Here is a 22,588-nt window from a genome sequence, read left to right as displayed (position 1 = left end):
AATTAACAAAATGTTAATTAATAAAACAACAGAAATAGGTGAGCGAGACTTTGTTAAATTATGATGTGAGCAAATATCGGACTCCTGATGGATATACGAGTGATATTGCCGTTTTTACGATTATTTCAACGGAAGTGGGCCCTTATAAGCCGCCTCAAAAAACATTAAAAATCATGCTGATAAAACGAGCGGAGCGGACGAAAGAAGGTGACCCCAATATCGAAGGGGGGAAATGGGCTTTGCCTGGCGGCTTTATTAAGCCAGAGGAAACTGCCTATGATGCAGCCGTTCGCGAGTTAAGAGAAGAAACTGGAGTAGCAGGATTAAAAATCAAGCACTATGAAGTATATGACAAATTTGGGCGTGACAAGCGCGGCTGGATCATATCGAACGCTCATTATGCGATTGTTCCGGAGAGTAAGCTGGTTAAAAGGAAAGCTGCAGACGATGCAGAGGAGGTAGAGCTATTCTCAATGGATGAAGTGTTTCAGTTGGACCTCGCTTTTGATCACAAGCAAATAATTGATGATGCTTTGTGGTTTATCAAAAAGGATATGTCATTAACAACCCTCGCCAAAAACTTTTTACCAAAGGAATTTGTTCTATCTGAGCTGCAAGGTGTGTTGCTAACAGTGATGGATGAGCCTTGGCTAAAGCTTGACTCGCAATTTTTTAGAAAGGCCCCAACTCTCCCTTTTATTGAAAAAGTAGAGAAGGATGGAGAGCCGCAAAAAACTAATCGTTGGTCAAAGAATAAAGCACAGCTGTACCGTTTTAATGATTTTAATCCGTATGTATCCATTTATAATGCCAAATACTAATTTTTTTTCATTATTACAATTAACAATTTGTTAATTAATAATTATATGGGAGCGATTGAAAATGAAGATCCTCAAAGACTGGACCTTATTTGAAAAGCTATGGCTTGTTACGTTTACGCTTGTGAATGTGTATTTGTTTTTTGCCTGGGACGATACGATTTTTGGGCTAATCACCTCTATTTCAGGTATGCTTTGCGTCGTATTGGTCGCCAAAGGGAAGGTGAGTAATTACTATTTCGGCATTATCCAAACCGGAACCTATGCCTACATCTCTTACGGTTATGGCCTATACGGTGAGGTCATGCTAAATGCCTTGTTTTATTTTCCTCTCCAGTTCGTTGGGATCTACTTATGGAAGAACCATAAAACGAAACACACAGTAAAAGGGGAAGAAATTCAAATCAGTTCTTTGACGAAAAAAGGGTGGGGTATTACGCTTTCAACCTTTTTGGTCATCTTTGTTCTCTACGCTTACCTGCTCGAAAAATTAGGAGGCAATGTAGTCTGGATTGATTCCGCTTCAACGACATTATCGGTTATAGCCCAGATACTCATGCTAAAAAGGTTAACGGAACAGTGGTTATTTTGGATTGCGGTAAATGTGCTTTCGATTGCTCTTTGGGTGAAGGCTTTAATTTTACAGGATGGTAACGATGTCTCCATGCTTGTGATGTGGTCAGCTTTTCTGATTAACAGTATATACGGCTATTACAATTGGTCTAAAGTTTATAAAAAGCAGAAGGGAGAAGAGATCTAATGAAGAAGATTGGATTTTACGGTGGAAAGTTTTTACCTTTGCATCAAGGTCATATGTATGCCATCATCAAAGCTTCCACGATGGTCGATGAACTGTATGTGGTCTTGTCCCATAGTGAAAAAAGAGATCAGGCATTGTGTAAGGGGAGCAAGCTTTCCTATATTCCAAGTCGGATCCGGCTGCGCTGGCTTTCTCAACTAACGAAGGAGATGGAACACATCAAGGTCGTGGAAGTGGAGGATCATGACGGTGATGAGGATTACAATTGGAAGGAAGGGGCCTTGAAAATAAGAGAGGTGATCGGGAAGGGAATTAATTTGGTGTTTAGCTCTGAAAACGATTATGACCCGATTTTTAAAGAGCTATATCCTGAGGCAAAACACGTTTTGATTGATGAAAAAAGACAACAATATCCGATTTCAGCAACGGAGATTAGGAATAAAGGAGTCTTTCATTATTGGGACTACATCCCCGAGGTAGCGAAACCTTATTTTATTAAAAAGGTCGTCATTTTAGGGACGGAAAGCTGTGGAAAATCGACGCTTACGAGGAATCTAGCACTCATCTATAACACAACTTATGTACGAGAATACGGTAGAGAGTATTGCGAAGATTTAGGAGGATGTGATGGTATTATTTTAGAGGAAGATTACCCGATCATTGCCTATGGCCATAAACTGAAAGAATATGAAGCTATTAAACAGGCAAATAAAATTGTTTTTATTGACACAGAAGCAGCTGTCACTCAATTTTACTCCGAACTGTATAACCAGAAACACCAACGGGTCTTGGATGAAATCGCCAGAATTCAACAGTATCATCTATGCTTATTTTTAGAGCCTGACGTCAAATGGGTAGATGACGGATTAAGGGTGCATGGAGAACAAAAGGTCCGAGAAGAAAATAATCAGCGTTTGAAGGATTTATTGAAGGAAAACGGGATCAAATTCGTAAGCATTAGCGGGACCTATCAGGAACGGCTGGAAAAAGCGATTGAGATGATAGGGGGAATGTTTGAGGGAGTATAGGTAATTATTTGGATTAGGAAATCGCCTGTTAAGGGACTCCTTCCGTTTAGGGCGTCAAAAAACTACCTGGGCTGAGGTCCCTTTTCAGTTCGGGCGTTATGAGGCCCGTCATAACCACCTGAACGAAAGGTCACAATCCCGTTTGGGCGTTATGAACCTTTTATAACTACCTGAACGAAGGACCACAATCCCGTTCGGGCGTTATGGAGCTTTTATAACTACCTGAACGGATGGCCACAATCCCGTTCGGGCGTTATGGAGCTTTTATAACTACCTGAACGGAGGACCACAATCCCGTTTGGGTGTTATGGAGCTTTTATAACTACCTGAACGGAGGACCACAATCCGGTTCAGGTGTTATGAACCTTTTATAACTCCCCGAACGGAGGGCCACAATGCCGTTCGGGCGTTATGAACCTTTTATAACTACCTGAATGGAGGGCCACAATCCGGTTCAGGTGTTATGAACCTTTTATAACTACCCAAACGGAGGGCCACAATGCCGTTCGGGCGTTATGGAGCTTTTATAACTACCTGAACGGAGGACCACAATGCCGTTCGGGTGTTATGGAGCTTTTATACCTGCCTTGATACACATTTTGAATCACCACACACGATTCATATGGCAAAAATCGTGTGCAGTAGGTGAAAAGTTAAGCCCATTTTTTATAAATAAGAGAGATTAGACGGGTCAATGTTTCATCAAGATTCCCTCTTTCAATTTGATTTTATAGACGATGTTTCTATGTTTGGCATTCGATCAAATCGAATACCACTTACAAGTAACATAGATCCAATGAATACTACGCTAGCTGCTCCAATCAACGCTGAATTAAAGCTTTGAGTATAAGATAATAAAACTCCTGCGATTGTTGGTCCTATCATTTGACCAGCAGCATAAATGGCGGTTAGATAACCAATAATTCGACTGCTATTTGATGGACTCATTTGGCGTGCCAATGTTGTGGCGAGTGTGGTAATACCCATAAAAGTTGCTCCAAATAAGAAGGCACTTATCATTAAACTGGATTGGGTCAACCAGAAGACAGGCAGTGCAATTCCGATTGATTGAAGAGTCATCGCAATTACTAATGATCTTACAAATCCCCATTTTTTTGCGAGGGTGGACCATACGATACATGATGGAATTGCACCTAAGCCAACAACCATCCAGACAATTGCAGGGTCACTGCTAAAGATTGAGGCCTTTTCAGCAATTGACACAATAAATGTCCCTGTTACAATATAGCCTAACCCTTCCAGTCCATAAGCAATAATTAACCAAGGAAGCCATTTAAGGGGTGGTGCTTGTATAGTAACCATTTGTTTATCCTTTTGTACCTTCGGGTTTGGGGAATCTTTTAGCCAAAACCATACGAAGATAGTAAGGATACCGCTTATAATGGCTAGTCCTATCCATACGCCTTCCCACATAAATAAATCGTTAAAACTCGGTATAAAGAGCGTCGAAAAAAAGATTCCAAAGCCTACCCCAGAATAAAAATATCCTGCCCAATTTGTTTTTCCTACAATAGCCAGTTTATCTAGAACAATACTGGAAGCTAATACAAAAATGAATGCACTAGACACTCCTGAAATAAAGCGAATGATGAGCATCAGTGTGTAGGAGTGAGTCAGTCCCATCAAGCAAGTGGTAATAATACTTACTGCAAGACTAATTCTTAAATAAAATGTTCTATGCTTTTTCAAAGGAAGAACTCCTGCTAAAATTGCCCCGGCAAAGTACCCTGCATAATTGCTTGAAGCGAGGTAGCCCGCAACAGCATCAGTAAAGGCAAGAGCCTTCTGCATGAGCGGTAAGATTGGAGTATAAGCAAACCTTCCAATTCCCATCGCAATCATTAATGAAAAAATTCCCCCAATCAAAAATAAAAAAGGATTTTTATTCAAATTTTCACCTTCAATTATAATAATTTTGTTATATTTTTATCTTATCTGTTTTTTGCCATATGCTATAATACTAAAAAATGATGTATTGATATCACTTTTCTATATATCAAAAAAGGAAGAGGTGATAACTATGGATTTGCAAGCATTGAGATTTTTTCAAGCTGTTGCAGAGTTAGGAAGCATTTCAAAGGCAGCAAGGGAAATGAACTACGCACAATCCAATCTCACAGCAAGAATTCAACAATTGGAATCGGATCTTCAAACAAAGCTATTTTATCGACATAACCGGGGGACTACTCTAACAGACAAAGGTAAAGCATTACTTTCGTATACATACGAAATATTTCAACTTTTAGATGAGATTCAAAACGTTATGAGTGATGATCAAACACCTAAAGGTCCTTTATTAATAGGTTCAATGGAAACGACTGCAGCAGTTCGTTTACCAACAATACTTTCAAAGTTCCATCGTGAATATCCTGCTGTTGACCTTACGTTAAAAACAGGTCCAACTGAGCAAAATGTTCAAGGTGTTCTACAATATGAATTAGATGGGGCTTTTGTTGCTGGACCTATTGAGCATCCAGAACTCACATTTAAAACAATAATAGAGGAAGATTTAGTACTGATAACGGACACGATACATCACCGTTTATCTTCTATAAAAGAAATACAAAATCGAACAATATTGGTTTTTCGAAATGGCTGTTCGTATCGGGCAAGGTTTGAAGAGTGGTTGCAGCATGAAGGGGTTATTCCAGAAAAAATAATGGAATTTGGAACACTTGATGGAATTATTGGCTGTGTCTCTGCGGGACTGGGTATAAGTTTACTCCCTCGAAGTGTGGTTGATAAACATATGAAAGACAATCAACTTATCCAACATCCCATTCCAAATAAATTCGGGAAAGTCAAAACCATTTTCGTTTATCGTAAAGATAAATATATATCAACTTCTTTGAGGATATTTATTGAAATGTTAAGTAATGACAATACAACGATAAATAATTCAACGTTAGTTTAGAAAGTATTTATTTTAAAATATGGTGAAGAAATAAACTTAAAGAACTGGTTCAAGAGAAATAAAGGCATATTAGGAATTAATAACGCCTGGATTTAGATCCAAGCGTTGAAAGGTTTAGCATTTAGTTTGTTATTCAGGATGCTATTTCAAATGTTTGAATAACAAACATACTGTTAAAGATTTTCTGTATTAATTCTTGGAATTTCTGGTTCAAGAGCCGTTGCTTCCCTAGCATTAACATTATGTCGATCGTTTTTGTAACTATCTAATTTATTGTCTCTTTCTATGTCTTTGGAAGTTTTGTTTTTGTCAGCCACCATATCACCTCCTACGGATAATATGTCCAACTTTTGCCTTGAAAATAAAAATGGTTGAAGCATATTAATTCACGGAACACAATCCACTTGGCAAAAGTCTTGAAGCCATGATGAAAAGTTTAGCTGTTTTAATAAATAACCGATACTAGACAGGTCAATGTTTTGTCAAAGCATTGGCCTTTTTATCATTTATTTTAAAATTACCAGCCAAAATAATAACTTTCATAAAGATTTCATTTTTGATAGTTAAATTGTAATTAACAAATCAAAAGGAGGAATTTCAATGGAACGGATCAAGTTTATTTTTACGGGAATCGGTGTATTGGCGGCCTCTGGCGTTTTAATTTTGTTTGGAAGTTTATTTTAAAAGTCAGGCTATCCGGAAGGTCTGGCCCCATCAAGTATTATTAAATATAATATTATGGCGGAAATTTTTTCGAAAGCTAAGAACCTTCATGGCATAAGTAATTCAGTTAGAGGTACAAACTTGAGTATTGAATTGCAAAGCAATTTTATGCTCTTTCTTTTTATTGCTAAATCAATTTCTATTTCTGTTTAGGAAGGTAATTTGGTCATGAAGATGCAACCAAATTTGCAGCTTTGTAATAAACAAATATATTATTTTGGGTTAAAGTATTTAGCAAATCCTGTACATCCTATACCATCAATTTTTGGATATTATGAACGCAACTTGAAATAACTCAAATTGCGTTCTTTGTTTTATAAGAAGTCTTTTTCTTACTGCTAACAGAAATGACTACAGTAATTAATGATAAGATGATGAATAATCCGCCTGCAAATGGAATCACATTGACTGAAAGTGTATCAACTATTCCTGCACCAATAACTGAACCAGCAGCAACACCTAAATGAAGAGATGAATTATTCAAGCTTTGCTGAATTTCCGATGATTCGGGTGCTATTTCAATCAAATAAGATTGCATGGCCGGTGAAATTGCCCAACTGAGCATCCCCCATAAGATCAAGATGAGGAAAAATATTGGATAGAAAACTGTTGTATATGGAAATACAAAAAATAAAGCACTAAAAACTGCTAGAGCAATAACCATTGTTTTTCTTGAGCCCAATAAATCTGCCAGTAGTCCGCCAATTCCTCCACCGCATACAGCAGCAAAACCAAAAATTAAATAGATGACACTAACCCAATTAGCATTAAAATCAGTGGTTGCTTCTAAATAAGGCTTAAAATATGCATACATAATTGAATGACCTGTCATATACAGGAATGTCGTTGTCAGCCCTAATGTGATTTTGTGATTTTTAAATGCTGCAAGCTGTTGCCTCAATGGAATTTGAGGTTTTGGTGTTATACGTCCCATAAATACATGAACGCCAATAATTGATAATGCTGTCAATACAGTTATAAGGATGAATGGTGCTCTCCAGCCAAAATTAGTTCCCAATATAAGCCCGATCGGTACCCCTAAAACTAATGAAGCACTTACTCCAACAGAGACAATCCCAATAGCCCTGCCTTTATACTGTTCTCCTGCTAAGCTAGGAGCCATAACTAAACATAATATGATTAATAGCGCTCCACTTATCCCTAAAATAATTCTTCCTATAAACAAAATAGAAAAAGTAGGTGCAAATACTGTTACGATACAGCCAATTAAAAATATGTATAAGCAAACTAATGTTAGCCGTTTTCTTTCTATTTTAGCTGTCATAACAAGTAGAATTGGGGATGCAACTGCAAAAATTACAGCAAAAACAGTTATCAGTAAACCGGCCTGCCCGATGCTTACATGTAAATCCCCTGCAATTAAATCTAAAATGCCGCTAATGATCAGTTCAACCATCCCTATTACAAAGGATATGATCATTAAAAAATAAATACGCTTATCCATATTGTCTTCCTTCCTAATTAGTTCCCACACTATATACTATCTTTTGATGAAAGTTTACTCAAGAATAAGATAATAAAAGTCATTTCGCTGCCGTTTTAACATTTTTACTAGTAAGAACCAACAAAGTACCAGTTTTTCTCCATTTTATCTATTGCTTTGAAATCGCCATCGAACGCATTTTTAGAAGGCTTTTGGTCGTTAGGCGTATATACGAACCCTGAAAAGTTATCCAGTATCCCACGATAGGTAAAAAAGAGAATGTTATAGCCATCTCCAGATTTCTCCACCACTATTTCACCGCCACCAATAGAAAGATGTTCGTATTTCTTAGGTAACTGAAGGAGTGAAGAATTGTGTGAAATGTTTGGCCTGAGTTCTCCGTTCTCAACCATTTTAACTACTTGATTTCTTTCAGATTTGTTTAATTTAAAATCTATATCCAATATGATTTGATTGAAAGGAACGATAAATAACAATAGGATTGTGATAACTTGGATAACTATAGGCTTCCAAGTTTTATTTTTAAACAATGATATTATTGCTAGTACTGTTATAAAAATAAAAAATCCAAACACCAATAAAAGAACAGGAAACATTAGAAATTCCGTTATTATATCAATTAATTTCCATTGGAAGAACATATATAGAATGACTAAAACACTGCTGAATATTGATAAATATAACAACCTGTTTCTTTTCATTTCTTCACCAACCATAGATTATCCTCATCATATAGATTATATCTTGCTGTTGAGCTAGAATCTTACATCTATTTAAATGAGATTAATGAATAATGTAGACACTCAATATTAAAATGCTGTTAAATTTAAAGGAATGTTGCCCAGATAATAAAACTTTATACGAATGTATCATAATTGAAACGAGCTAATGGTTGAAGTGAAATAAATAACAGAAATGGAGGTTTTAATATGGTTATACAATCTAATATGTCTCCAAAAGCAATAGTCAAAGTTTGGGAAATTACATCAGCTATTTTTGCAAAATATAAAGTACCATTAACTGATAAGACATTAGAAATCACGATTGATTCCGAGATTCTTCCTAATCTTCTTACTGAATTAAATACTGCTGTTGGAAGTTCCTCTGCTACCTGTATTGAAGGTGGCTGACAAATGCCAACTAAATAGGAGTAGGTTACTCTTATAAAATTCTTTTTCAAGTAACGGTGCTTTAACACAATAAAAAAGCCTAATTTCTCGGAACTCTAGGGGAATTAGGCTTTTAATTATCGGCCGTATACTTATGAATTACCGTTAATTTATTTGATTTTCTCAGCCAACTCTAAAATAATTCCCTCCGGCCCACGAACGAAGCATAACTTATAACTATCTTCATATTGTTGTATCCCACTAAAGATTTCTGTACCTTTCTTTTTCAATTTGGCCACAACAGCTTCAATACCTTCAACAGCAAAGGCAATATGCTGCATACCCAAGGTATTTGCAAAAGGTTGCTGAATTTCTCTTTCGTCTGACGACGAATAAAATTTGATTAGCTCTATCCATGCCTGACCGTCTGGCGCCCGTAATCCTACACATGCTACTTTAACGTCATTAAGCCCAACTACCTGATCGATCCACTTTCCTTCCCATTCCCCTTGCACCTCAAGGCCAAAATCGACAAAGAACTCTTTAGCAGCAGTGAGATCATTTACGATTATACCTACATGATCTATTCTGTGAATCTTCATAGCTCATTACCTCCTATGTTCCTGTTATTTTGCAATATCCTGTATTCTGGAAATGTGTTTGTCATTCTATTTCACTATAACCAGAAAATATCCTTCTTCAACAAACTTACCTGTTTGCTGAAGATCACTGAATAATCAGTGCCAGCAAATTTTTCGTATCGTTAATATTTTTGTATATGTTTAACTAAGGTCACAAATTAATAGTGAAATCCTTGGAGTTATAAAACAATCCAAATGTTCAATTAGAAGGTTCTCTCAAATGTATATATTCCTATTTTAAACAAAATATAAAGATGTCAAAAAAGGCCGGAAAAAAGAGGTGATCTGTGTGAAAAATATCTTAATGCTAGCTTTCATGTTTTTCTTTTTAACTATACCAAGTGTTGTACAAGGAGAAGAATACAATAAAAAAAGGTTACAAGATGATTTATACAACGTAACGAATGATGTTACTCAAGAACAACATTTAAAACATTTTATGCTTAATTTAATTAACAAGGAAATCATTCTATCTGCAAGAGAGTTTTATAAAGATAAAAACATTTCTGGTATGGCATTTGACTGGGAGAAAAACTACAATGTTGTTGAGGTAACAGAGCCTCAAGTAACAGGCGAAAATGCAGAATATCCATTTATAGTTAAAGTAAATGTCATTCCTGCCAACGAGAAACCATTAGGGACGGATACTCTAACCTTCGGTGTGATCGTCGATAGCCATCCCGACGCACCAGGAAAACCCTCAATTACCAGTAAGCTTATAAAATATGAGCACAAGGATTTACCAAAGGAGTAGTCTACTCCTTTGGCTTTTTTTAAATCATTACAATATTTCTATATATCCTTCTGTTCCATTCACGCGTATTCGTTGCCCATCTTTGATCAGTTTGGTAGCATTCTCCACCCCGACGACTGCTGGTAATCCATATTCACGTGCGATTACTGCTCCATGGGTCATCAGGCCGCCAACTTCGGTGACGAGGCCTTTTATAGAGACAAACAATGGTGTCCAGCTAGGGTCTGTAAAGGTGGTGACTAATATATCCCCATCTTCTAAATTTGCATCTTCCATATTTAAGATGACACGAGCGCGTCCCTCTATAACACCAGAAGAAACCGGCAGGCCAACAATAGCTTCGGCTGGGAGATTTTCTCGTTTGTACTTACCTGTTAAAATTTCACCATCAGACGTGATAACACGTGGAGGAGTTAGTTTTTCATATAATTTGTACTCGTCTTTTTGTTTGCAGATGATTTGGTAATCCAGTTTATTTGTGCGCACGACTTCACGAAGTTCTTCAAAGGTGAGATAGTATATATCTTCCTTTTCATGAATAACGCCATTTTGTACGAGTTGTTCGGCTTCTTTCAGTAAAGCCTGCTTATAAACGAAGTAGCGATTAATCATACCGTATTTTGGATATTCCCGATAGCCGATGAAATTCCGGATTAGGTCAATCATTCGTTTTGTTTCTTTGGATTTTTGTTCACCATCTGGTAATTGCTTCAATCGTTCTAATAACTCTTGTTCTTTTTTCAAAGCTTCCTGCCGCCCTTGCTCAAATTTTCGATTGCTGGCATTAGGCTCAAAGTTTCTTATATTACCAAGAATTAAGGGTATAAGTGTAGTTGGTTTTTCGCTCCAACGACTTCTGGTCATATCGATTTCTCCGGCACATCGCATTCCGTATTTATTGAGAAAAGCGAAGAAGGCGTCTCTAGCTTCCCGTCCACCATCAAACTTAACCAGTTCATCCAGAAAGTTATCATCTTTTACTTGTTCGAAATAATCAATTACTTCTGGATATGGACGAATCACATCTGCGACATCCAATAATGCTAGACCCATTTCCGAAGTAATATTGTTTGGTACAGATTGAGAAAGTATGTCTGCTACGTTTTTTTCACCTAACCACTCCATCATTTTTTCATTGATCCATGTTGAAGCATTTATAGCAGCCATAAATACAGCTGAACTTTGTGGGTCAAATAAAATCTTCTTTAATTCCTTAATATCTTCTAGAATAAAATCAAATAAATCTGATCCTGATTTGGTTTTAATGTTTTGTTTTAACTCTTCAATGGATGTTTGGCTACGCTTGATCAAATCAGAAACGATTGATGGATTGTTTTCGATTTGTGCCAGCATATCTGAATTGCCTCTACCGGGATTCGGTGCTTTATTATCATCCGGTAACGATACTATAAAATCTCCACGTTCAATGATGTTCATAAGTGCGTCCTTCATGAGCGGATCGTGTTGACCCATGGCATTTAATAAAATGTTTCTACTGACAGGCGAAGCCAGTTGTTGTGAGATATCAACAAACAGCCTTCCACCAGCTTTACGCATGGGTGCAGGAGTCGTTAACAGGAAAAAAGACAATCCCAATGGTTTGATGGGGTCTGTCATCATTTGCTGATGGCCGACAGATATAAAGACGTGGTTTTCTTGATCATTCACTTCAGGGATGGGGAAAAGAGTCGTGATTGGGCGACTCTGGACAATATGAAAAGTATCATCAACCAAACACCATTCGATATCTTGCGGACAACCAAAATAAGCTTCGATCTTTCTTCCGATGCTTGCTAGTTGTAAAATCTGTTGATCAGTAAGTGTTTGTGTCTTTTGCTGGCCCGGACCGAGTGGCTGTGCCTCTGTTCCGCCTTCTTTTCGTCCATAGATAGCCAGTTTTTTCGTTGCTATCATCTTGTTGACGATTTTCTCTTCCTGTACTTTATAACTATCCGCGGATACTAAGCCAGAGACCAGTGCTTCTCCAAGTCCAAAACTGGCATCGATGGATAGCAGCTTTCGGTTAGAAGTAATCGGATCAGCGGTAAATAAAATCCCTGAAGCCTGTGGAAAAACCATCCGTTGAACGATAACGGATAAATACACTTGTTTGTGGTCAAATCCGTTTTGCATACGGTAGATAACCGCACGATCTGTAAATAGGGAAGCCCAACATTTGCTGATATGCTGCAAGATGGCTTCTTTTCCAATGATATTTAAATAGGTGTCTTGCTGGCCAGCAAAAGAGGCATGTGGTAAATCTTCAGCGGTCGCGCTAGACCTTACTGCATAAGCATGGTCCTCGCCAAAATGGGAGAGATAGTGAGTAACAGCAAACGCAACATCGGAAGGAATTTCAACTTTCATAAGGATTTGTCGGATCTTCCTGCTGATTTCTCCAACTTGTTCTCGATCTTCTACTTTTAGCAGTGTTAGTTGATCCAACAAAGCTTGAAACGTTTCGTTTTGTTCGATGACTTTTTGATATGCCACTGTTGTCACACAAAATCCTTCGGGTACTTGTATTCCTTGAATTTTGGATAATTCCCCTAAATTTACTCCTTTACCGCCAACGAGCAAATGCTGCGTTTTTTCCATTTCCTGAAATCCGAGAACCAAAGAACTCATTCTACATCTCTCCCAACCAGTAATGTTCTATTGATTTTAGCAGTCATAAATAAGAATAAACAGTCTATATTAACCATTTTTTAGATGTTATAATTAAATTAGGGAGAGTTTATTTTTTAAAAATAGCTATACCTTACCGTACAGTAATCTGATGCTTCGGTTCATCCCCTCGAACCTTTTAGCCATGACTAAATTGCATTTAATCTGTTTATTTTCCCAAGAACACCTTATATTAATATGAGATATTTACAGTAACTTTACAATTAACGACTTGAATTAACATGTTTATTAATCTAATATATAAGCAAATAATTATATATTAATTTATAATATAAATAAGTAAATAGTTATTTACCTATATGGAAATTTAGGAGGCGTATTTAATGTTACAATCAACTGTAACAATTGAACAAACAGCCAACTTTTTAAAATTATTAGGGGACAAAACACGGTTAACGATTGTTGGGATGTTAAAACAACGAGAGTGTTGTGTTTGTGAATTGCAGGAAGTATTTGATATAAGTCAACCATCCATCAGCCAGCATCTACGCAAGTTAAAGGATGCAGGACTTGTTAAAGAAGAACGAAGAGGTCAATGGATTTATTATTCCTTGAACCCAGAAAATGAGCTTTATGGACTTATAGATCCTATTTTGCAACATGTACCAGACCTGAAAGATAAAATCGAAATTATTAATAAAAGTAATCCCACACTTCGATGTGGTTGTTAACTTTTAATTGAATAAGGAAGTGTAGATCATGAGTAACACGGGGAAAAAACGTCTTTCCTTTTTGGATCGATACTTAACGCTTTGGATTTTTATTGCGATGGCATTAGGGATTGGATTAGGATTCATTTTTCCAGGATTTGCAGACAGTTTGAATAGTTTGCAGGTAGGGACTACATCCATTCCATTAGCCATCGGCTTAATCCTAATGATGTATCCTCCGCTAGCAAAAGTTAGGTATGAAGAGATTGGCCGGGTTTTTAAAGATGTGAAGGTACTATCTTTATCACTTGTGCAAAACTGGATTATTGGACCCATTCTAATGTTTTTGCTGGCAATTATCTTTCTGCCGGATAAGCCGGAGTATATGGTTGGCCTCATCATGATTGGTTTAGCTCGTTGTATTGCGATGGTTATCGTATGGAATGATCTGGCAAAAGGGGACACAGAATATGCAGCGGGATTAGTGGCATTCAATTCTATATTCCAAATGCTATTCTTCTCTGTTTATGCCTATGTGTTTGTGACCGTCATTCCTGAATGGTTTGGAATACAAGGGGCGGTTGTTGACATTACGATTGCAGAGGTAGCTAAATCAGTCTTCATTTATCTCGGAATTCCATTTATAGCTGGTATGATTACTCGCTTCACATTAGTTAAAGCTAAAGGAAGACAATGGTATGAAAAAGTGTTTATTCCCAAAATAAGTCCCATCACATTAATTGCATTGCTATTTACCATTATCCTTATGTTTTCTTTAAAAGGGGACGTTATTGTTAGTCTGCCTCTGGATGTGGTTCGGATAGCAATCCCATTGTTGATCTATTTTGTTGTCATGTTCTTTGTTTCCTTTTTCATGGGAAGAAAAATTGGCGCGAGCTATCCCGTTACAACAACACTTGCGTTTACAGCTGGAAGCAATAACTTTGAATTAGCAATAGCTGTGGCGGTTGGTGTCTTCGGGATCCATTCTGGCGCAGCCTTTGCCGCAGTAATCGGACCACTTGTGGAAGTACCGGTCATGATTGCGTTAGTCAATGTGGCATTATGGTTTAAACGAAAATATTTTAAAGAACACGCAGCCTAACAATAATAATAAAGGTGGCTTTCAACATGGAAAACAAAAAGAAACTTTACTTCTTATGTACAGGAAACTCTTGCCGCAGCCAAATGGCAGAAGGATGGGCAAAAAATTATTTAGGTGAAGAGTGGGAAGTACGTAGTGCTGGTATAGAAGCGCACGGATTAAACCCAAATGCTGTAAAAGCCATGAAGGAAGCTGGGATCGACATTTCCAAGCATACTTCTGACATAATCGAACCTAATTATCTAAACAGTGCGGATTTAGTCGTAACCCTGTGTGGTGATGCTGCTGATAAATGCCCTGTAACACCACCAAGCGTCAAACGAGTACATTGGGGATTTGATGATCCGGCAAAAGCTCAAGGAACAGATGAAGAAAAATGGGCATTTTTCCAAAGAGTACGTGATGAAATCGGGGAAAGAATTAAGCGTTTTTCCGAAACAGGGGAGTAAGATTTAATAAAAGCCAGGAGGGATTCACCCTCCTGGCTTTAAAATGTGTGTGAATGCCGTATTCAGTCTGTAAGCCATATTTTAACTTAGCTTATTTACAGCAACTGCTTTTTTGTTCATCTTGTGATTGAACATTAGTGTCTTCTTTTACTTCCTCAATCATAACATTGCAGCAAGAACGTTCTTTCTTTTGAAATAGACTTTTAAAAATACCCATTTTAAATATCCCCCTTAAATAAGGTAAAATAGAAATCCTGATATAGTAGACATCGTAAAGACTGAACCAACGAATGCAAATACGAGCTTCTTTTTGAAGATGCTATTTAATAAAGTCAACTCAGGTAGACTTGCACCTGCTGAACTTATCATAAGAGCCATCACTGGACCCAAAGCCATCCCTTTGGCAATCATGATTTGAGAAATTGGTATCATAGTAGAAAGTCTAATATAGAGTGGGATACCAATAATCGCAGCTATAGGAACGAGCCACCACTTATCACCTCCCAAAAATGTAGATATCCAACTGGTTGGAACAGCTCCATGTATGAATGCACCGATAAATGCACCTATTAGCAAATAAGGATATACACTTTTTATTAGTTGCAGCGTTTCAATAAATGCTGCTTTTAGTTGAAATTTCTTATCCGGTTCCTGGTAACCCTTTACTACCACATTTTTTATCTGTTCTTCAAAACCAAACTTTTCTAAAGCGAAACCAATAATTACGGAGAGGAGGGATGTTATGACAGTGTAAGCAAAGGCAACTTTTACTCCGAGTACGGCCATCATTAATGTTATGATGGTTGGGTCTAAAACAGGAGAAGAGAATAAGAAAATCATGACAATTCCAAATCGCACTTTTTTGTTTAGTAGATTAACTACTACCGGTATAGTTGAGCAGGAACAAAACGGAGTGATAAAGGCGAACCCTAGTGCAACAAAGGCACTTACCAATGGATGGCTTTTTTCCATCACTCGTTCCATCTTTTTATAGGGAATGAAAGCTTGTAATAGGTTGATTAGAAAAGAGATTCCAATAAACAATAAAGTTAATTCTAATGCAATGGATAAAAAACTATGAAACACTTCAGACCACATAAGCAACCCCCTTATTTATAAAAAACATTTTTTTATTTCCGCAGCATACTTCTTGGATTTTAATTTCACAGCAATCCGGTTTTGGCACAGCATTTTGTTTTTGGCTTTTCTTAAACATATTTAAGAAATTTCTATAGAGTTTTGACGTTGGACTATTTTTTTAATACTGGCTAGCCAGTACAGCTTTCTCCATTTCTTCTTTTTTCATTTCATAATAAACTTTTAATTTCATTTCATTGAAATACATATTGCTATCTCCTTATTACTTGCAAATTGCAAGTAATTATTTTTAATAAATGAGCAAGTGGATCTTGCTCAAATTAATGGTTTACAACAAACAGTAGATTTTGACATTGCTTCGTTTAAAAGTTTGACTGATTTGATGACCATTTCCCGTTCAAACTCGCTCATATTTGAAAATACTTCGTTAAGATATTGGTTCATGTCTGCATCGATCTTCGCAGCAACATACTTTCCCTGTGTGGTTAGGGCTAGTTGAGAAACACGTCTATCTTCAGGGAGAGGTGATTTCACAACTAGTTCCATTTTTACTAGCGTTTGAATTTGCCGGCTAAAGGTGGTTATATCCATCCCTAACGTATCAGCAACCTGTTGCATCGAAGGCTTTTCCCGGCGAAGTAGTTCATATAGGATATGGCTTTGAACGAGGGATATTTCAGTTCCGCCTATTTGACAACAGTTTTTATTTAAAAGACCAAATCGCCTTGTCATTACCTGGAACAGTTCTCTAAGGTTTTCCATATTTTTCACCTCTGATTTAATTATATACTAATCATTTGCAAATTGCAACTAATTTTCTTTTAAAAATGGAAAATTTTTTATATAATGGTTATAAGCCATTAATTTCTAGGGGGATTATCATGAAAATAGAGTTAAAAACAAGGCCGGCATCAGTAAGTGACTTAGAATCGATATTAAGTATTTATAATCAAGGAATTGAGGACAGGATAGCAACATTAGAGGAAGACCAGAAAGATTTTGAATATATGAGAAAATGGTATAACAATCATACTGGACGTTTTGCGGTAATCGTAGTGGAACAAGACGAGGAGGTTATTGGCTGGGCATCGTTAAATCCATATTCAAACCGGTGCACTTATGCCGGTGTCGCTGATTTATCCATCTATATTAGAAGGGATTACAGGGGAAAAGGGGTTGGTTCCGTATTGCTTAATGAAATTGAACAGGCTGCGATTAAAAATGACTTTAACAAGATTGTTTTATTTACATTTCCATTTAATAATCTGGGGCAAGGGCTTTATAGAAAGAATGGTTATAGAGAAGTTGGAGTATTTAAGAATCAGGGAAAATTAGATGGTCGCTTTGTGGATGTAATGATAATGGAAAAGGTTTTTGAGTAAAACTGTAAGTTTATTAAATACCGGAGTATCAGATTAACTGGAAATTCAGCTAGAAGAAGCTCTTACTAAATAATTGATAACTTATAAAAAAAGAATTTAACAGTCAATAGTTTGTTTAATGAGCAACTTGGTATATAGGTTGAGTTTCTGCAAAAAAGTTGAATCGTCTTTTCACTAACCGCATCGTTTAAGTAATTATTTTAGTAAAAGAAAGCTAAAATTTTAATATAATACGGAAAAATAAAGGAATGCCCTCCCGAACATGGCATGAATTCTTATTATCCACTTGATCCACCAAACCACTGAATACATCTAAGTAATTCAACTAAAATGGGCAAGAGTTCAAGTTTTAAGCTGTCTGTATGGTAGCTTTTCTTATAGAACAAACGGAGTGCTTTGCTTCAATATTGGAGCAAGGCACTTTTCTTATTGAAGTAACCGTCAGTTTAGTGCAAAAAGGATTTTCAGAAACAAACATTCATTGTTGCCCGTCTGAATATTTTCATCTACTCATTCATTTTCTGTTCCTATATGATAAATATTCTAAAAACTTCTTGGACGCAAGGGAAAGTGATTTTTGTTCTCTCATAGCAACACCAATATTTCTAAAAGCAGGAACTTCAAGCTCTTTCGCTATAATTTTGTGTGGAATACGCTGTAATATCAATTCTGGTAATATACTGATTCCTAGCCCATTTTCCACCATAGACATAATGGCATAGTCATCCCATGTTGTAAAATTTACATGCGGAGAAATTTGGTGCCTCTCAAAAATTTCGGAGATTTCTGCTTTTGCCCCCTTTTCCAACAGCATAAACGGGCTGTTCAGTAAGCCGTTTATGGGAAACTTCTCGCAATTAGCAAGAGGATGATTTTGTGGAATCACTACCAGCAAACGGTCTTGTTCCAAAAAGACTGTTTCAAGTTCTGCTTTTGTCGGTAGCCGCAAAAATCCAAAGTCAACACGCCCATTTAGGATCCAACTCTCAATTTCTGTATAATCACCAAGCAGAAATTCAAAATCTATCATTGGGTAATCCTTCTTAAAAATTTTAATGATGTTAGGGAGCCAATGAGATGCTACGCTGGAAAATGTCCCAATTCGAATCATCCCAGATTCCATATTATTTAGTTCTTCAATCTGCTTCATTAAGATTTCATACTCATTGCAAATTCGCTTTAATTGGGGCAGTACCTTTAAACCATCCGAGGTTAAATTGATACCGGCACGTCCCCTTTCAAAAAGAGAAATCCCCCATTCCTTTTCTAAATCGTTAATCATACGGCTTATCCCAGACTGTGAATAGTCCAATATTTCGGCAGCTTTTGTAAAACTACCAAATTCTACTGCTTTGACAAATGCCATATATTTTTGAATATTCATATCTCTTTCCTCTTTCCATCTGGATTTGTCATGTATATCATGATAAACATTCGTTTTTGTAATGTGTGTGATTATGATATATTTTTACTATTAATTATTCAAGTTAGGAAAGGAAAAGGTGTTTAACGATGTTTTTTGTGAGTGATGTTATGGAAAAAGCACCAGCCAGCTACAAGTCTCAGAATCTGCGAATTATGTTTCGTAGGAGTAGATGATGAAATCTAAAATTCAGTTTATATTATCAATGATTATTTTCGGTACAATTGGTTTAGTTGTTCGAAACATTGATCTATCTTCGAGCGAAAGAGCTTTATTAAGCAGTTTCATAGGATGCTTATTTTTACTGTTAATATTCTTCGTGATAAAGAAAAAATTATCATGGAATTTAGTTAAATCTAATGCTTTATTTTTGATTCTTTCAGGTATTTCATTGGGAGGAAATTGGATTTTTCTTTATCAATCGTATGACCATACCACAATTGCCAATGCAACGCTAGGTTATTACTTTGCACCTGTATTTGTGATGCTTCTTTCTCCATTTGTACTTCGGGAACAATTATCCATCAAGAAAAATGTGTGTATTGGTGTAGCGATTATAGGGATGTTAATGATTGTCGGAGAAGGCCTGAGAGCATCCAGCTCAGATGATCTTCTTGGACTTTCCTTTGGATTAATCGCAGCTGCATTTTATGCTGCGTTATTGCTTCTAAATAAATTTATTAAAGATATGGGAAAGTTAGAGCTAACCATCATTCAGCTAGGAACAACCACTTTACTTCTAATGCCATATGTTTTCTGGACTTCCGGATTTGGTATCTTTGAAGTATCAAGCTCTTCCATTCCTTTTATTTTAATTTTAGGGATTATCAATACAGGGATTGGGTTTTGGTTATTTTTCTCTGGTATGGAAGGATTGAAAGGTCAGAGTATAGCTATGCTAAGTTATGTGGATCCATTTGTAGCTATATTGATTTCTGCCATTATTCTGCAAGAACAAATGACAATTATTCAAGTGCTTGGTGGTGTACTCCTATTAGGCTCTACATTTGTTAGTGAAATTAGATCAGTCAACTGTTCAAATCAATTAATGAAAACACCAGCTGAATAAAGTTAAACATTGTGTAGAAGTGCATTTTAAGTAACGTCAACTTTAGTTGTAAAATAAAGAAAATGGCTCGGTTCAACTGGGCCATTTTCTTTTTATTAAAAAATAAGATTCAAACCATAGTGCAAATTCGCATAATTGTGCTTAGCCAAAAACTGCTTCGTCATTGCATTTTGTTTTTTTTGTATGCTAATGGAGTCATGTTCATGGAATCTCTGAATTTATTAATAAAATAACTCGTACTATTAAAACCGACTTGATAAGCAACTTCGGTAATATTCGAATCATCTTGCTGCAGTAGATATAGGCTCTTTTGAATACGAAAATCGATAACATAATTTAATGGTGTACATTTTAAAAATCGCTTGAAATATCGACAGCATTCAGAACGGCTCAGCTGACCTGCCCTTGCAATATCCTCTAACATAATTTTTTCTGTATAATGCTGTTGGATCCAGCTTAGCATCTGCTTCATTCTTTGACTCTTTACTATTTCTGTCTGAACAAATTCTAGTTTAAAACCATTATCGATTAAGTTTTTCCAAATGAATGGTAGTCGCATCGATATATCTATTTCATAGTATTGGGACTTTTGCTCAATACATTGATAGATTTCTAAAATTGCATCTAAAATGTTTTTTCCCCAAATCTCATTTGCATCTATATATAAGTAGGGTAAATTAGTCGCTTGAACATAAGGTTTTACATAATTAGGATAGAGTTCTTGTGATAATACAAAATAGGGTGAAAGATTTAAGCAAATATAGACACAACCCGAGCGATCCTTTTCCTGTGCCATGTGCAGGCATCCACTATTGATAAACAGTCCATCAGCTTCTCGAACCACGATCCAATCTTCATTAACTTGAAAAATTGCTTCCCCTTTTACGATTAACACAAATTGAATTTCGTCATGCCAATGAAGAGGAATATATAGCCATGGATATTTTGATTAATGGTGGTTTTATAACATGCAATTGGCATAACAACTGTATGGTGTTTGGTTAGTTCTTTTAGGCTTTCGTCAATCATGAAGTTTTTCATTTGCATAGCTATCACCTCAATATATTTATATTTTTCTATTCGATTTTAGTATTATTTCGTAAAAATACTCAATTATTATAACATTATAGTTACATTTTAATAATGTGATTCACCAAAGATCAGCTGATTGCCATTATGTCTTAAGTTGTTTCTGAACTACTTTACATGTTGAAAAGGGGAAATGAACATGATTTCAAAGTTAAATCTATCAATCAATAGTGAACGTTTACTTAACCGCTTACTAGAACTTGGTCGAACTGGTCTGGATGATGATAACAAACGAACAAGATTAGCTGCTTCAGATGCAGATAAGGCTGGACGTGACCAATTAGTCACTTGGATGAAGGATGCTGGATTGGAAGTTGAAATCGACAGAATCGGTAATACCTTTGGGATTTGGTATAGTACTGAAAATAGAAATGAAGCACCAATTATGCTGGGTTCTCACATCGACACAGTCATTAACGCAGGGATGTACGACGGATGTTACGGAGTACTTTCTGGACTTGAAGTAATAAACACTTTACTGGAGACAGGTTTTGTTCCATCTCGTCCAATTGCAGTCGCGGCATTTACCAATGAAGAGGGAGTGCGCTATCAGCCTGACATGATGGGATCTCTTGTGTATGCTGGCGGGCTCTCTGCCGATGAGGCGCTTGCGCAGGTAGGTACGGATGGTACCATTTTGGGCGAGGAACTCAAACGTATTGGATATGCTGGTACGAAGGAGCCTGGCTTTTTAAAGCCACACGCTTACATTGAGCTTCATATTGAACAAGGTCCAATTTTGGATAAAAAGGGTATTTCAATTGGTGCGGTCGAGAACCTTCAAGGCATTTCTTGGCAGCGGATTACGATTGAAGGTGTTGCCAATCACGCTGGTACTACTCCAACTGATATGCGGCGTGATGCAGGACTTGCGGCGGCACGGGTAATCACCTATTTACGTGATTGTGCAAACGCTTCTAATGGGCAAACTGTTGCAACAGTTGGAACCATTGAATTTAAGCCAAATGCTGTTAATGTCATTCCTTCTTTGGCCACATTTACTGTTGATTTGCGTGATCCTAACGAGCAGCGATTGAAAAAGGAAGAGCAATCACTTGCCAGCTATCTCAAAGAACTGGCGGCATCGGAAGAAGTATCCATTACATCTGAACAACTGGTACGTTTTCAACCAGTAACTTTTGATGAAACAATCGTTAAATTGATAGAGCAATCTGCAGGCGGACGCGGACTCGGGTCAAGACGAATGACATCCGGCGCGGGACATGATGCTCAAATGATGGCACGTATTTGTCCTACAGCCATGATTTTCGTTCCTAGCATCGACGGTATTAGTCATAATCCTAAGGAGTATACAAAAGATGCCGACTTGGCAGCTGGAACCAATGTATTACTTGACGTAGTTAGCAATCTTGCGGGTAATCAGTAAATTATTTATTGGGAC

The 22,588-nt window shown here is 36.8% G+C and carries 22 protein-coding genes and 1 pseudogene; 12 read left to right on the top strand and 11 right to left on the bottom strand.

Annotation, left to right across the window (positions count from 1 at the left end):
* Positions 1 to 50 precede the first annotated feature (50 nt).
* The 3 genes from KHA99_RS07905 to nadR all read left to right on the top strand — a co-directional run bounded on the left by KHA99_RS07905 (position 51) and on the right by nadR (position 2,606).
* Entirely contained in the window at positions 51 to 821 is a 771-nt protein-coding gene (locus KHA99_RS07905) for an NUDIX domain-containing protein (RefSeq protein ID WP_249366453.1), read from the top strand.
* 61 nt (positions 822 to 882) lie between these two features.
* Positions 883 to 1,578, top strand: a complete 696-nt coding sequence (gene pnuC, locus KHA99_RS07900; protein WP_213116835.1) for a nicotinamide riboside transporter PnuC — start codon at positions 883 to 885, stop codon at positions 1,576 to 1,578.
* A complete protein-coding gene (nadR, locus tag KHA99_RS07895; protein WP_213116834.1) occupies positions 1,578 to 2,606 on the top strand; it encodes a multifunctional transcriptional regulator/nicotinamide-nucleotide adenylyltransferase/ribosylnicotinamide kinase NadR in 1,029 nt (342 codons plus the stop codon). The genes pnuC and nadR overlap by 1 nt, the downstream gene beginning before the upstream one ends.
* A gap of 717 nt (positions 2,607 to 3,323) precedes the next feature.
* Here the strand turns inward: nadR and KHA99_RS07890 are convergent.
* Positions 3,324 to 4,517 (bottom strand): YbfB/YjiJ family MFS transporter, encoded by a 1,194-nt coding sequence (locus tag KHA99_RS07890; protein ID WP_213116833.1) that lies wholly within the window; start codon positions 4,515 to 4,517, stop codon positions 3,324 to 3,326.
* Positions 4,518 to 4,647: 130 nt separating this feature from the next.
* On the opposite strand from KHA99_RS07890, the gene KHA99_RS07885 reads away from it, so the two are divergent.
* Positions 4,648 to 5,541 (top strand): LysR family transcriptional regulator, encoded by an 894-nt coding sequence (locus tag KHA99_RS07885; RefSeq protein WP_213116832.1) that lies wholly within the window; start codon positions 4,648 to 4,650, stop codon positions 5,539 to 5,541.
* Between the two features lie 173 nt (positions 5,542 to 5,714).
* Here KHA99_RS07885 and KHA99_RS07880 read toward each other — a convergent pair whose 3' ends face one another.
* From KHA99_RS07880 to KHA99_RS07870, 3 genes are all read right to left on the bottom strand, one after another.
* On the bottom strand, positions 5,715 to 5,858 hold the full coding sequence (locus KHA99_RS07880; RefSeq protein ID WP_213116831.1) for a hypothetical protein: 144 nt from the start codon (positions 5,856 to 5,858) through the stop codon (positions 5,715 to 5,717).
* 701 nt (positions 5,859 to 6,559) lie between these two features.
* Positions 6,560 to 7,729 carry an MFS transporter gene (locus tag KHA99_RS07875; RefSeq protein ID WP_213116830.1) on the bottom strand — a complete coding sequence of 390 codons (1,170 nt, stop codon included), beginning with the start codon at positions 7,727 to 7,729 and terminating at the stop codon, positions 6,560 to 6,562.
* 107 nt (positions 7,730 to 7,836) lie between these two features.
* A complete protein-coding gene (locus KHA99_RS07870) occupies positions 7,837 to 8,445 on the bottom strand; it encodes a hypothetical protein (RefSeq protein ID WP_249366452.1) in 609 nt (202 codons plus the stop codon).
* 213 nt (positions 8,446 to 8,658) lie between these two features.
* Here KHA99_RS07870 and KHA99_RS07865 point away from each other — a divergent pair, with 213 nt between their 5' ends.
* Positions 8,659 to 8,859 (top strand): hypothetical protein, encoded by a 201-nt coding sequence (locus KHA99_RS07865; protein WP_213116829.1) that lies wholly within the window; start codon positions 8,659 to 8,661, stop codon positions 8,857 to 8,859.
* Between the two features lie 149 nt (positions 8,860 to 9,008).
* Here the strand turns inward: KHA99_RS07865 and KHA99_RS07860 are convergent, their stop codons facing one another.
* The gene (locus tag KHA99_RS07860; protein WP_213116828.1) at positions 9,009 to 9,440 is read right to left on the bottom strand and encodes a VOC family protein; all 432 of its coding nucleotides are present in this window, start codon (positions 9,438 to 9,440) and stop codon (positions 9,009 to 9,011) included.
* Between the two features lie 328 nt (positions 9,441 to 9,768).
* Between KHA99_RS07860 and KHA99_RS07855 the strand changes: the two genes are divergently transcribed.
* The gene (locus tag KHA99_RS07855) at positions 9,769 to 10,233 is read left to right on the top strand and encodes a hypothetical protein (protein WP_213116827.1); all 465 of its coding nucleotides are present in this window, start codon (positions 9,769 to 9,771) and stop codon (positions 10,231 to 10,233) included.
* A gap of 27 nt (positions 10,234 to 10,260) precedes the next feature.
* Here KHA99_RS07855 and ppsA read toward each other — a convergent pair whose 3' ends face one another.
* A complete protein-coding gene (gene ppsA, locus KHA99_RS07850) occupies positions 10,261 to 12,861 on the bottom strand; it encodes a phosphoenolpyruvate synthase (RefSeq protein ID WP_213116826.1) in 2,601 nt (866 codons plus the stop codon).
* A 383-nt stretch (positions 12,862 to 13,244) separates the two neighbouring features.
* Here ppsA and KHA99_RS07845 point away from each other — a divergent pair, with 383 nt between their 5' ends.
* From KHA99_RS07845 to arsC, 3 genes are read left to right on the top strand one after another with little or no spacing between them, the layout of a single operon-like run.
* Positions 13,245 to 13,592: an ArsR/SmtB family transcription factor gene (locus KHA99_RS07845; protein ID WP_213116825.1), complete on the top strand. Its 348-nt coding sequence runs from the start codon at positions 13,245 to 13,247 to the stop codon at positions 13,590 to 13,592.
* Positions 13,593 to 13,620: 28 nt separating this feature from the next.
* Positions 13,621 to 14,676, top strand: a complete 1,056-nt coding sequence (arsB, locus tag KHA99_RS07840; RefSeq protein WP_213116824.1) for an ACR3 family arsenite efflux transporter — start codon at positions 13,621 to 13,623, stop codon at positions 14,674 to 14,676.
* Positions 14,677 to 14,702: 26 nt separating this feature from the next.
* Complete coding sequence (gene arsC / locus KHA99_RS07835; protein WP_213116823.1) at positions 14,703 to 15,125, top strand: arsenate reductase (thioredoxin); 423 nt, start codon at positions 14,703 to 14,705, stop codon at positions 15,123 to 15,125.
* Positions 15,126 to 15,216: 91 nt separating this feature from the next.
* Here the strand turns inward: arsC and KHA99_RS31160 are convergent, their stop codons facing one another.
* The 3 genes from KHA99_RS31160 to KHA99_RS07825 form a co-directional block, all read right to left on the bottom strand.
* Positions 15,217 to 15,342, bottom strand: coding sequence for a hypothetical protein (locus KHA99_RS31160; protein ID WP_261363769.1), 126 nt, complete (start codon positions 15,340 to 15,342; stop codon positions 15,217 to 15,219).
* Positions 15,343 to 15,356: 14 nt separating this feature from the next.
* Positions 15,357 to 16,223: a permease gene (locus KHA99_RS07830; protein ID WP_213116822.1), complete on the bottom strand. Its 867-nt coding sequence runs from the start codon at positions 16,221 to 16,223 to the stop codon at positions 15,357 to 15,359.
* Between the two features lie 315 nt (positions 16,224 to 16,538).
* The gene (locus KHA99_RS07825) at positions 16,539 to 16,985 is read right to left on the bottom strand and encodes a MarR family winged helix-turn-helix transcriptional regulator (protein ID WP_213116821.1); all 447 of its coding nucleotides are present in this window, start codon (positions 16,983 to 16,985) and stop codon (positions 16,539 to 16,541) included.
* A gap of 119 nt (positions 16,986 to 17,104) precedes the next feature.
* Between KHA99_RS07825 and KHA99_RS07820 the strand changes: the two genes are divergently transcribed.
* Positions 17,105 to 17,605 (top strand): arsinothricin resistance N-acetyltransferase ArsN1 family A, encoded by a 501-nt coding sequence (locus KHA99_RS07820; RefSeq protein ID WP_213116820.1) that lies wholly within the window; start codon positions 17,105 to 17,107, stop codon positions 17,603 to 17,605.
* A gap of 514 nt (positions 17,606 to 18,119) precedes the next feature.
* On the opposite strand, the gene KHA99_RS07815 is transcribed toward KHA99_RS07820, so the two are convergent.
* Positions 18,120 to 18,989, bottom strand: a complete 870-nt coding sequence (locus KHA99_RS07815; protein ID WP_213116819.1) for a LysR family transcriptional regulator — start codon at positions 18,987 to 18,989, stop codon at positions 18,120 to 18,122.
* Between the two features lie 214 nt (positions 18,990 to 19,203).
* Here KHA99_RS07815 and KHA99_RS07810 point away from each other — a divergent pair, with 214 nt between their 5' ends.
* The gene (locus KHA99_RS07810) at positions 19,204 to 20,097 is read left to right on the top strand and encodes a DMT family transporter (protein WP_213116818.1); all 894 of its coding nucleotides are present in this window, start codon (positions 19,204 to 19,206) and stop codon (positions 20,095 to 20,097) included.
* A gap of 160 nt (positions 20,098 to 20,257) precedes the next feature.
* Here KHA99_RS07810 and KHA99_RS07805 read toward each other — a convergent pair.
* Positions 20,258 to 21,138: pseudogene (locus KHA99_RS07805) on the bottom strand (AraC family transcriptional regulator).
* A gap of 187 nt (positions 21,139 to 21,325) precedes the next feature.
* Between KHA99_RS07805 and KHA99_RS07800 the strand changes: the two are divergent.
* Entirely contained in the window at positions 21,326 to 22,573 is a 1,248-nt protein-coding gene (locus KHA99_RS07800; RefSeq protein WP_213116817.1) for a Zn-dependent hydrolase, read from the top strand.
* Positions 22,574 to 22,588: the final 15 nt, after the last annotated feature.

It is taken from the genome of Neobacillus rhizophilus (genome assembly GCF_018343535.1).
GTDB classification, from domain to species: Bacteria; Bacillota; Bacilli; order Bacillales; family Cytobacillaceae; genus Neobacillus; species Neobacillus rhizophilus.
Note: the sequence above shows the minus strand (reverse complement) of the source record. Positions and strands in the feature narration are given on the sequence as shown.

Bases quoted from the DNA above. Each gene is read 5' to 3' on its own strand.
- pnuC (WP_213116835.1), top strand. From the start codon at position 883: ATGAAGATCCTCAAAGACTGGACCTTATTTGAAAAGCTATGGCTTGTT.
- nadR (WP_213116834.1), top strand. From the start codon at position 1,578: ATGAAGAAGATTGGATTTTACGGTGGAAAGTTTTTACCTTTGCATCAA.
- KHA99_RS07885 (WP_213116832.1), top strand. From the start codon at position 4,648: ATGGATTTGCAAGCATTGAGATTTTTTCAAGCTGTTGCAGAGTTAGGA.
- KHA99_RS07875 (WP_213116830.1), bottom strand. From the start codon at position 7,729: ATGGATAAGCGTATTTATTTTTTAATGATCATATCCTTTGTAATAGGG.
- KHA99_RS07870 (WP_249366452.1), bottom strand. From the start codon at position 8,445: ATGGTTGGTGAAGAAATGAAAAGAAACAGGTTGTTATATTTATCAATA.
- KHA99_RS07865 (WP_213116829.1), top strand. From the start codon at position 8,659: ATGGTTATACAATCTAATATGTCTCCAAAAGCAATAGTCAAAGTTTGG.
- KHA99_RS07860 (WP_213116828.1), bottom strand. From the start codon at position 9,440: ATGAAGATTCACAGAATAGATCATGTAGGTATAATCGTAAATGATCTC.
- ppsA (WP_213116826.1), bottom strand. From the start codon at position 12,861: ATGAGTTCTTTGGTTCTCGGATTTCAGGAAATGGAAAAAACGCAGCAT.
- KHA99_RS07845 (WP_213116825.1), top strand. From the start codon at position 13,245: ATGTTACAATCAACTGTAACAATTGAACAAACAGCCAACTTTTTAAAA.
- arsB (WP_213116824.1), top strand. From the start codon at position 13,621: ATGAGTAACACGGGGAAAAAACGTCTTTCCTTTTTGGATCGATACTTA.
- arsC (WP_213116823.1), top strand. From the start codon at position 14,703: ATGGAAAACAAAAAGAAACTTTACTTCTTATGTACAGGAAACTCTTGC.
- KHA99_RS31160 (WP_261363769.1), bottom strand. From the start codon at position 15,342: ATGGGTATTTTTAAAAGTCTATTTCAAAAGAAAGAACGTTCTTGCTGC.
- KHA99_RS07830 (WP_213116822.1), bottom strand. From the start codon at position 16,223: ATGTGGTCTGAAGTGTTTCATAGTTTTTTATCCATTGCATTAGAATTA.
- KHA99_RS07825 (WP_213116821.1), bottom strand. From the start codon at position 16,985: ATGGAAAACCTTAGAGAACTGTTCCAGGTAATGACAAGGCGATTTGGT.
- KHA99_RS07820 (WP_213116820.1), top strand. From the start codon at position 17,105: ATGAAAATAGAGTTAAAAACAAGGCCGGCATCAGTAAGTGACTTAGAA.
- KHA99_RS07815 (WP_213116819.1), bottom strand. From the start codon at position 18,989: ATGAATATTCAAAAATATATGGCATTTGTCAAAGCAGTAGAATTTGGT.
- KHA99_RS07810 (WP_213116818.1), top strand. From the start codon at position 19,204: ATGAAATCTAAAATTCAGTTTATATTATCAATGATTATTTTCGGTACA.
- KHA99_RS07800 (WP_213116817.1), top strand. From the start codon at position 21,326: ATGATTTCAAAGTTAAATCTATCAATCAATAGTGAACGTTTACTTAAC.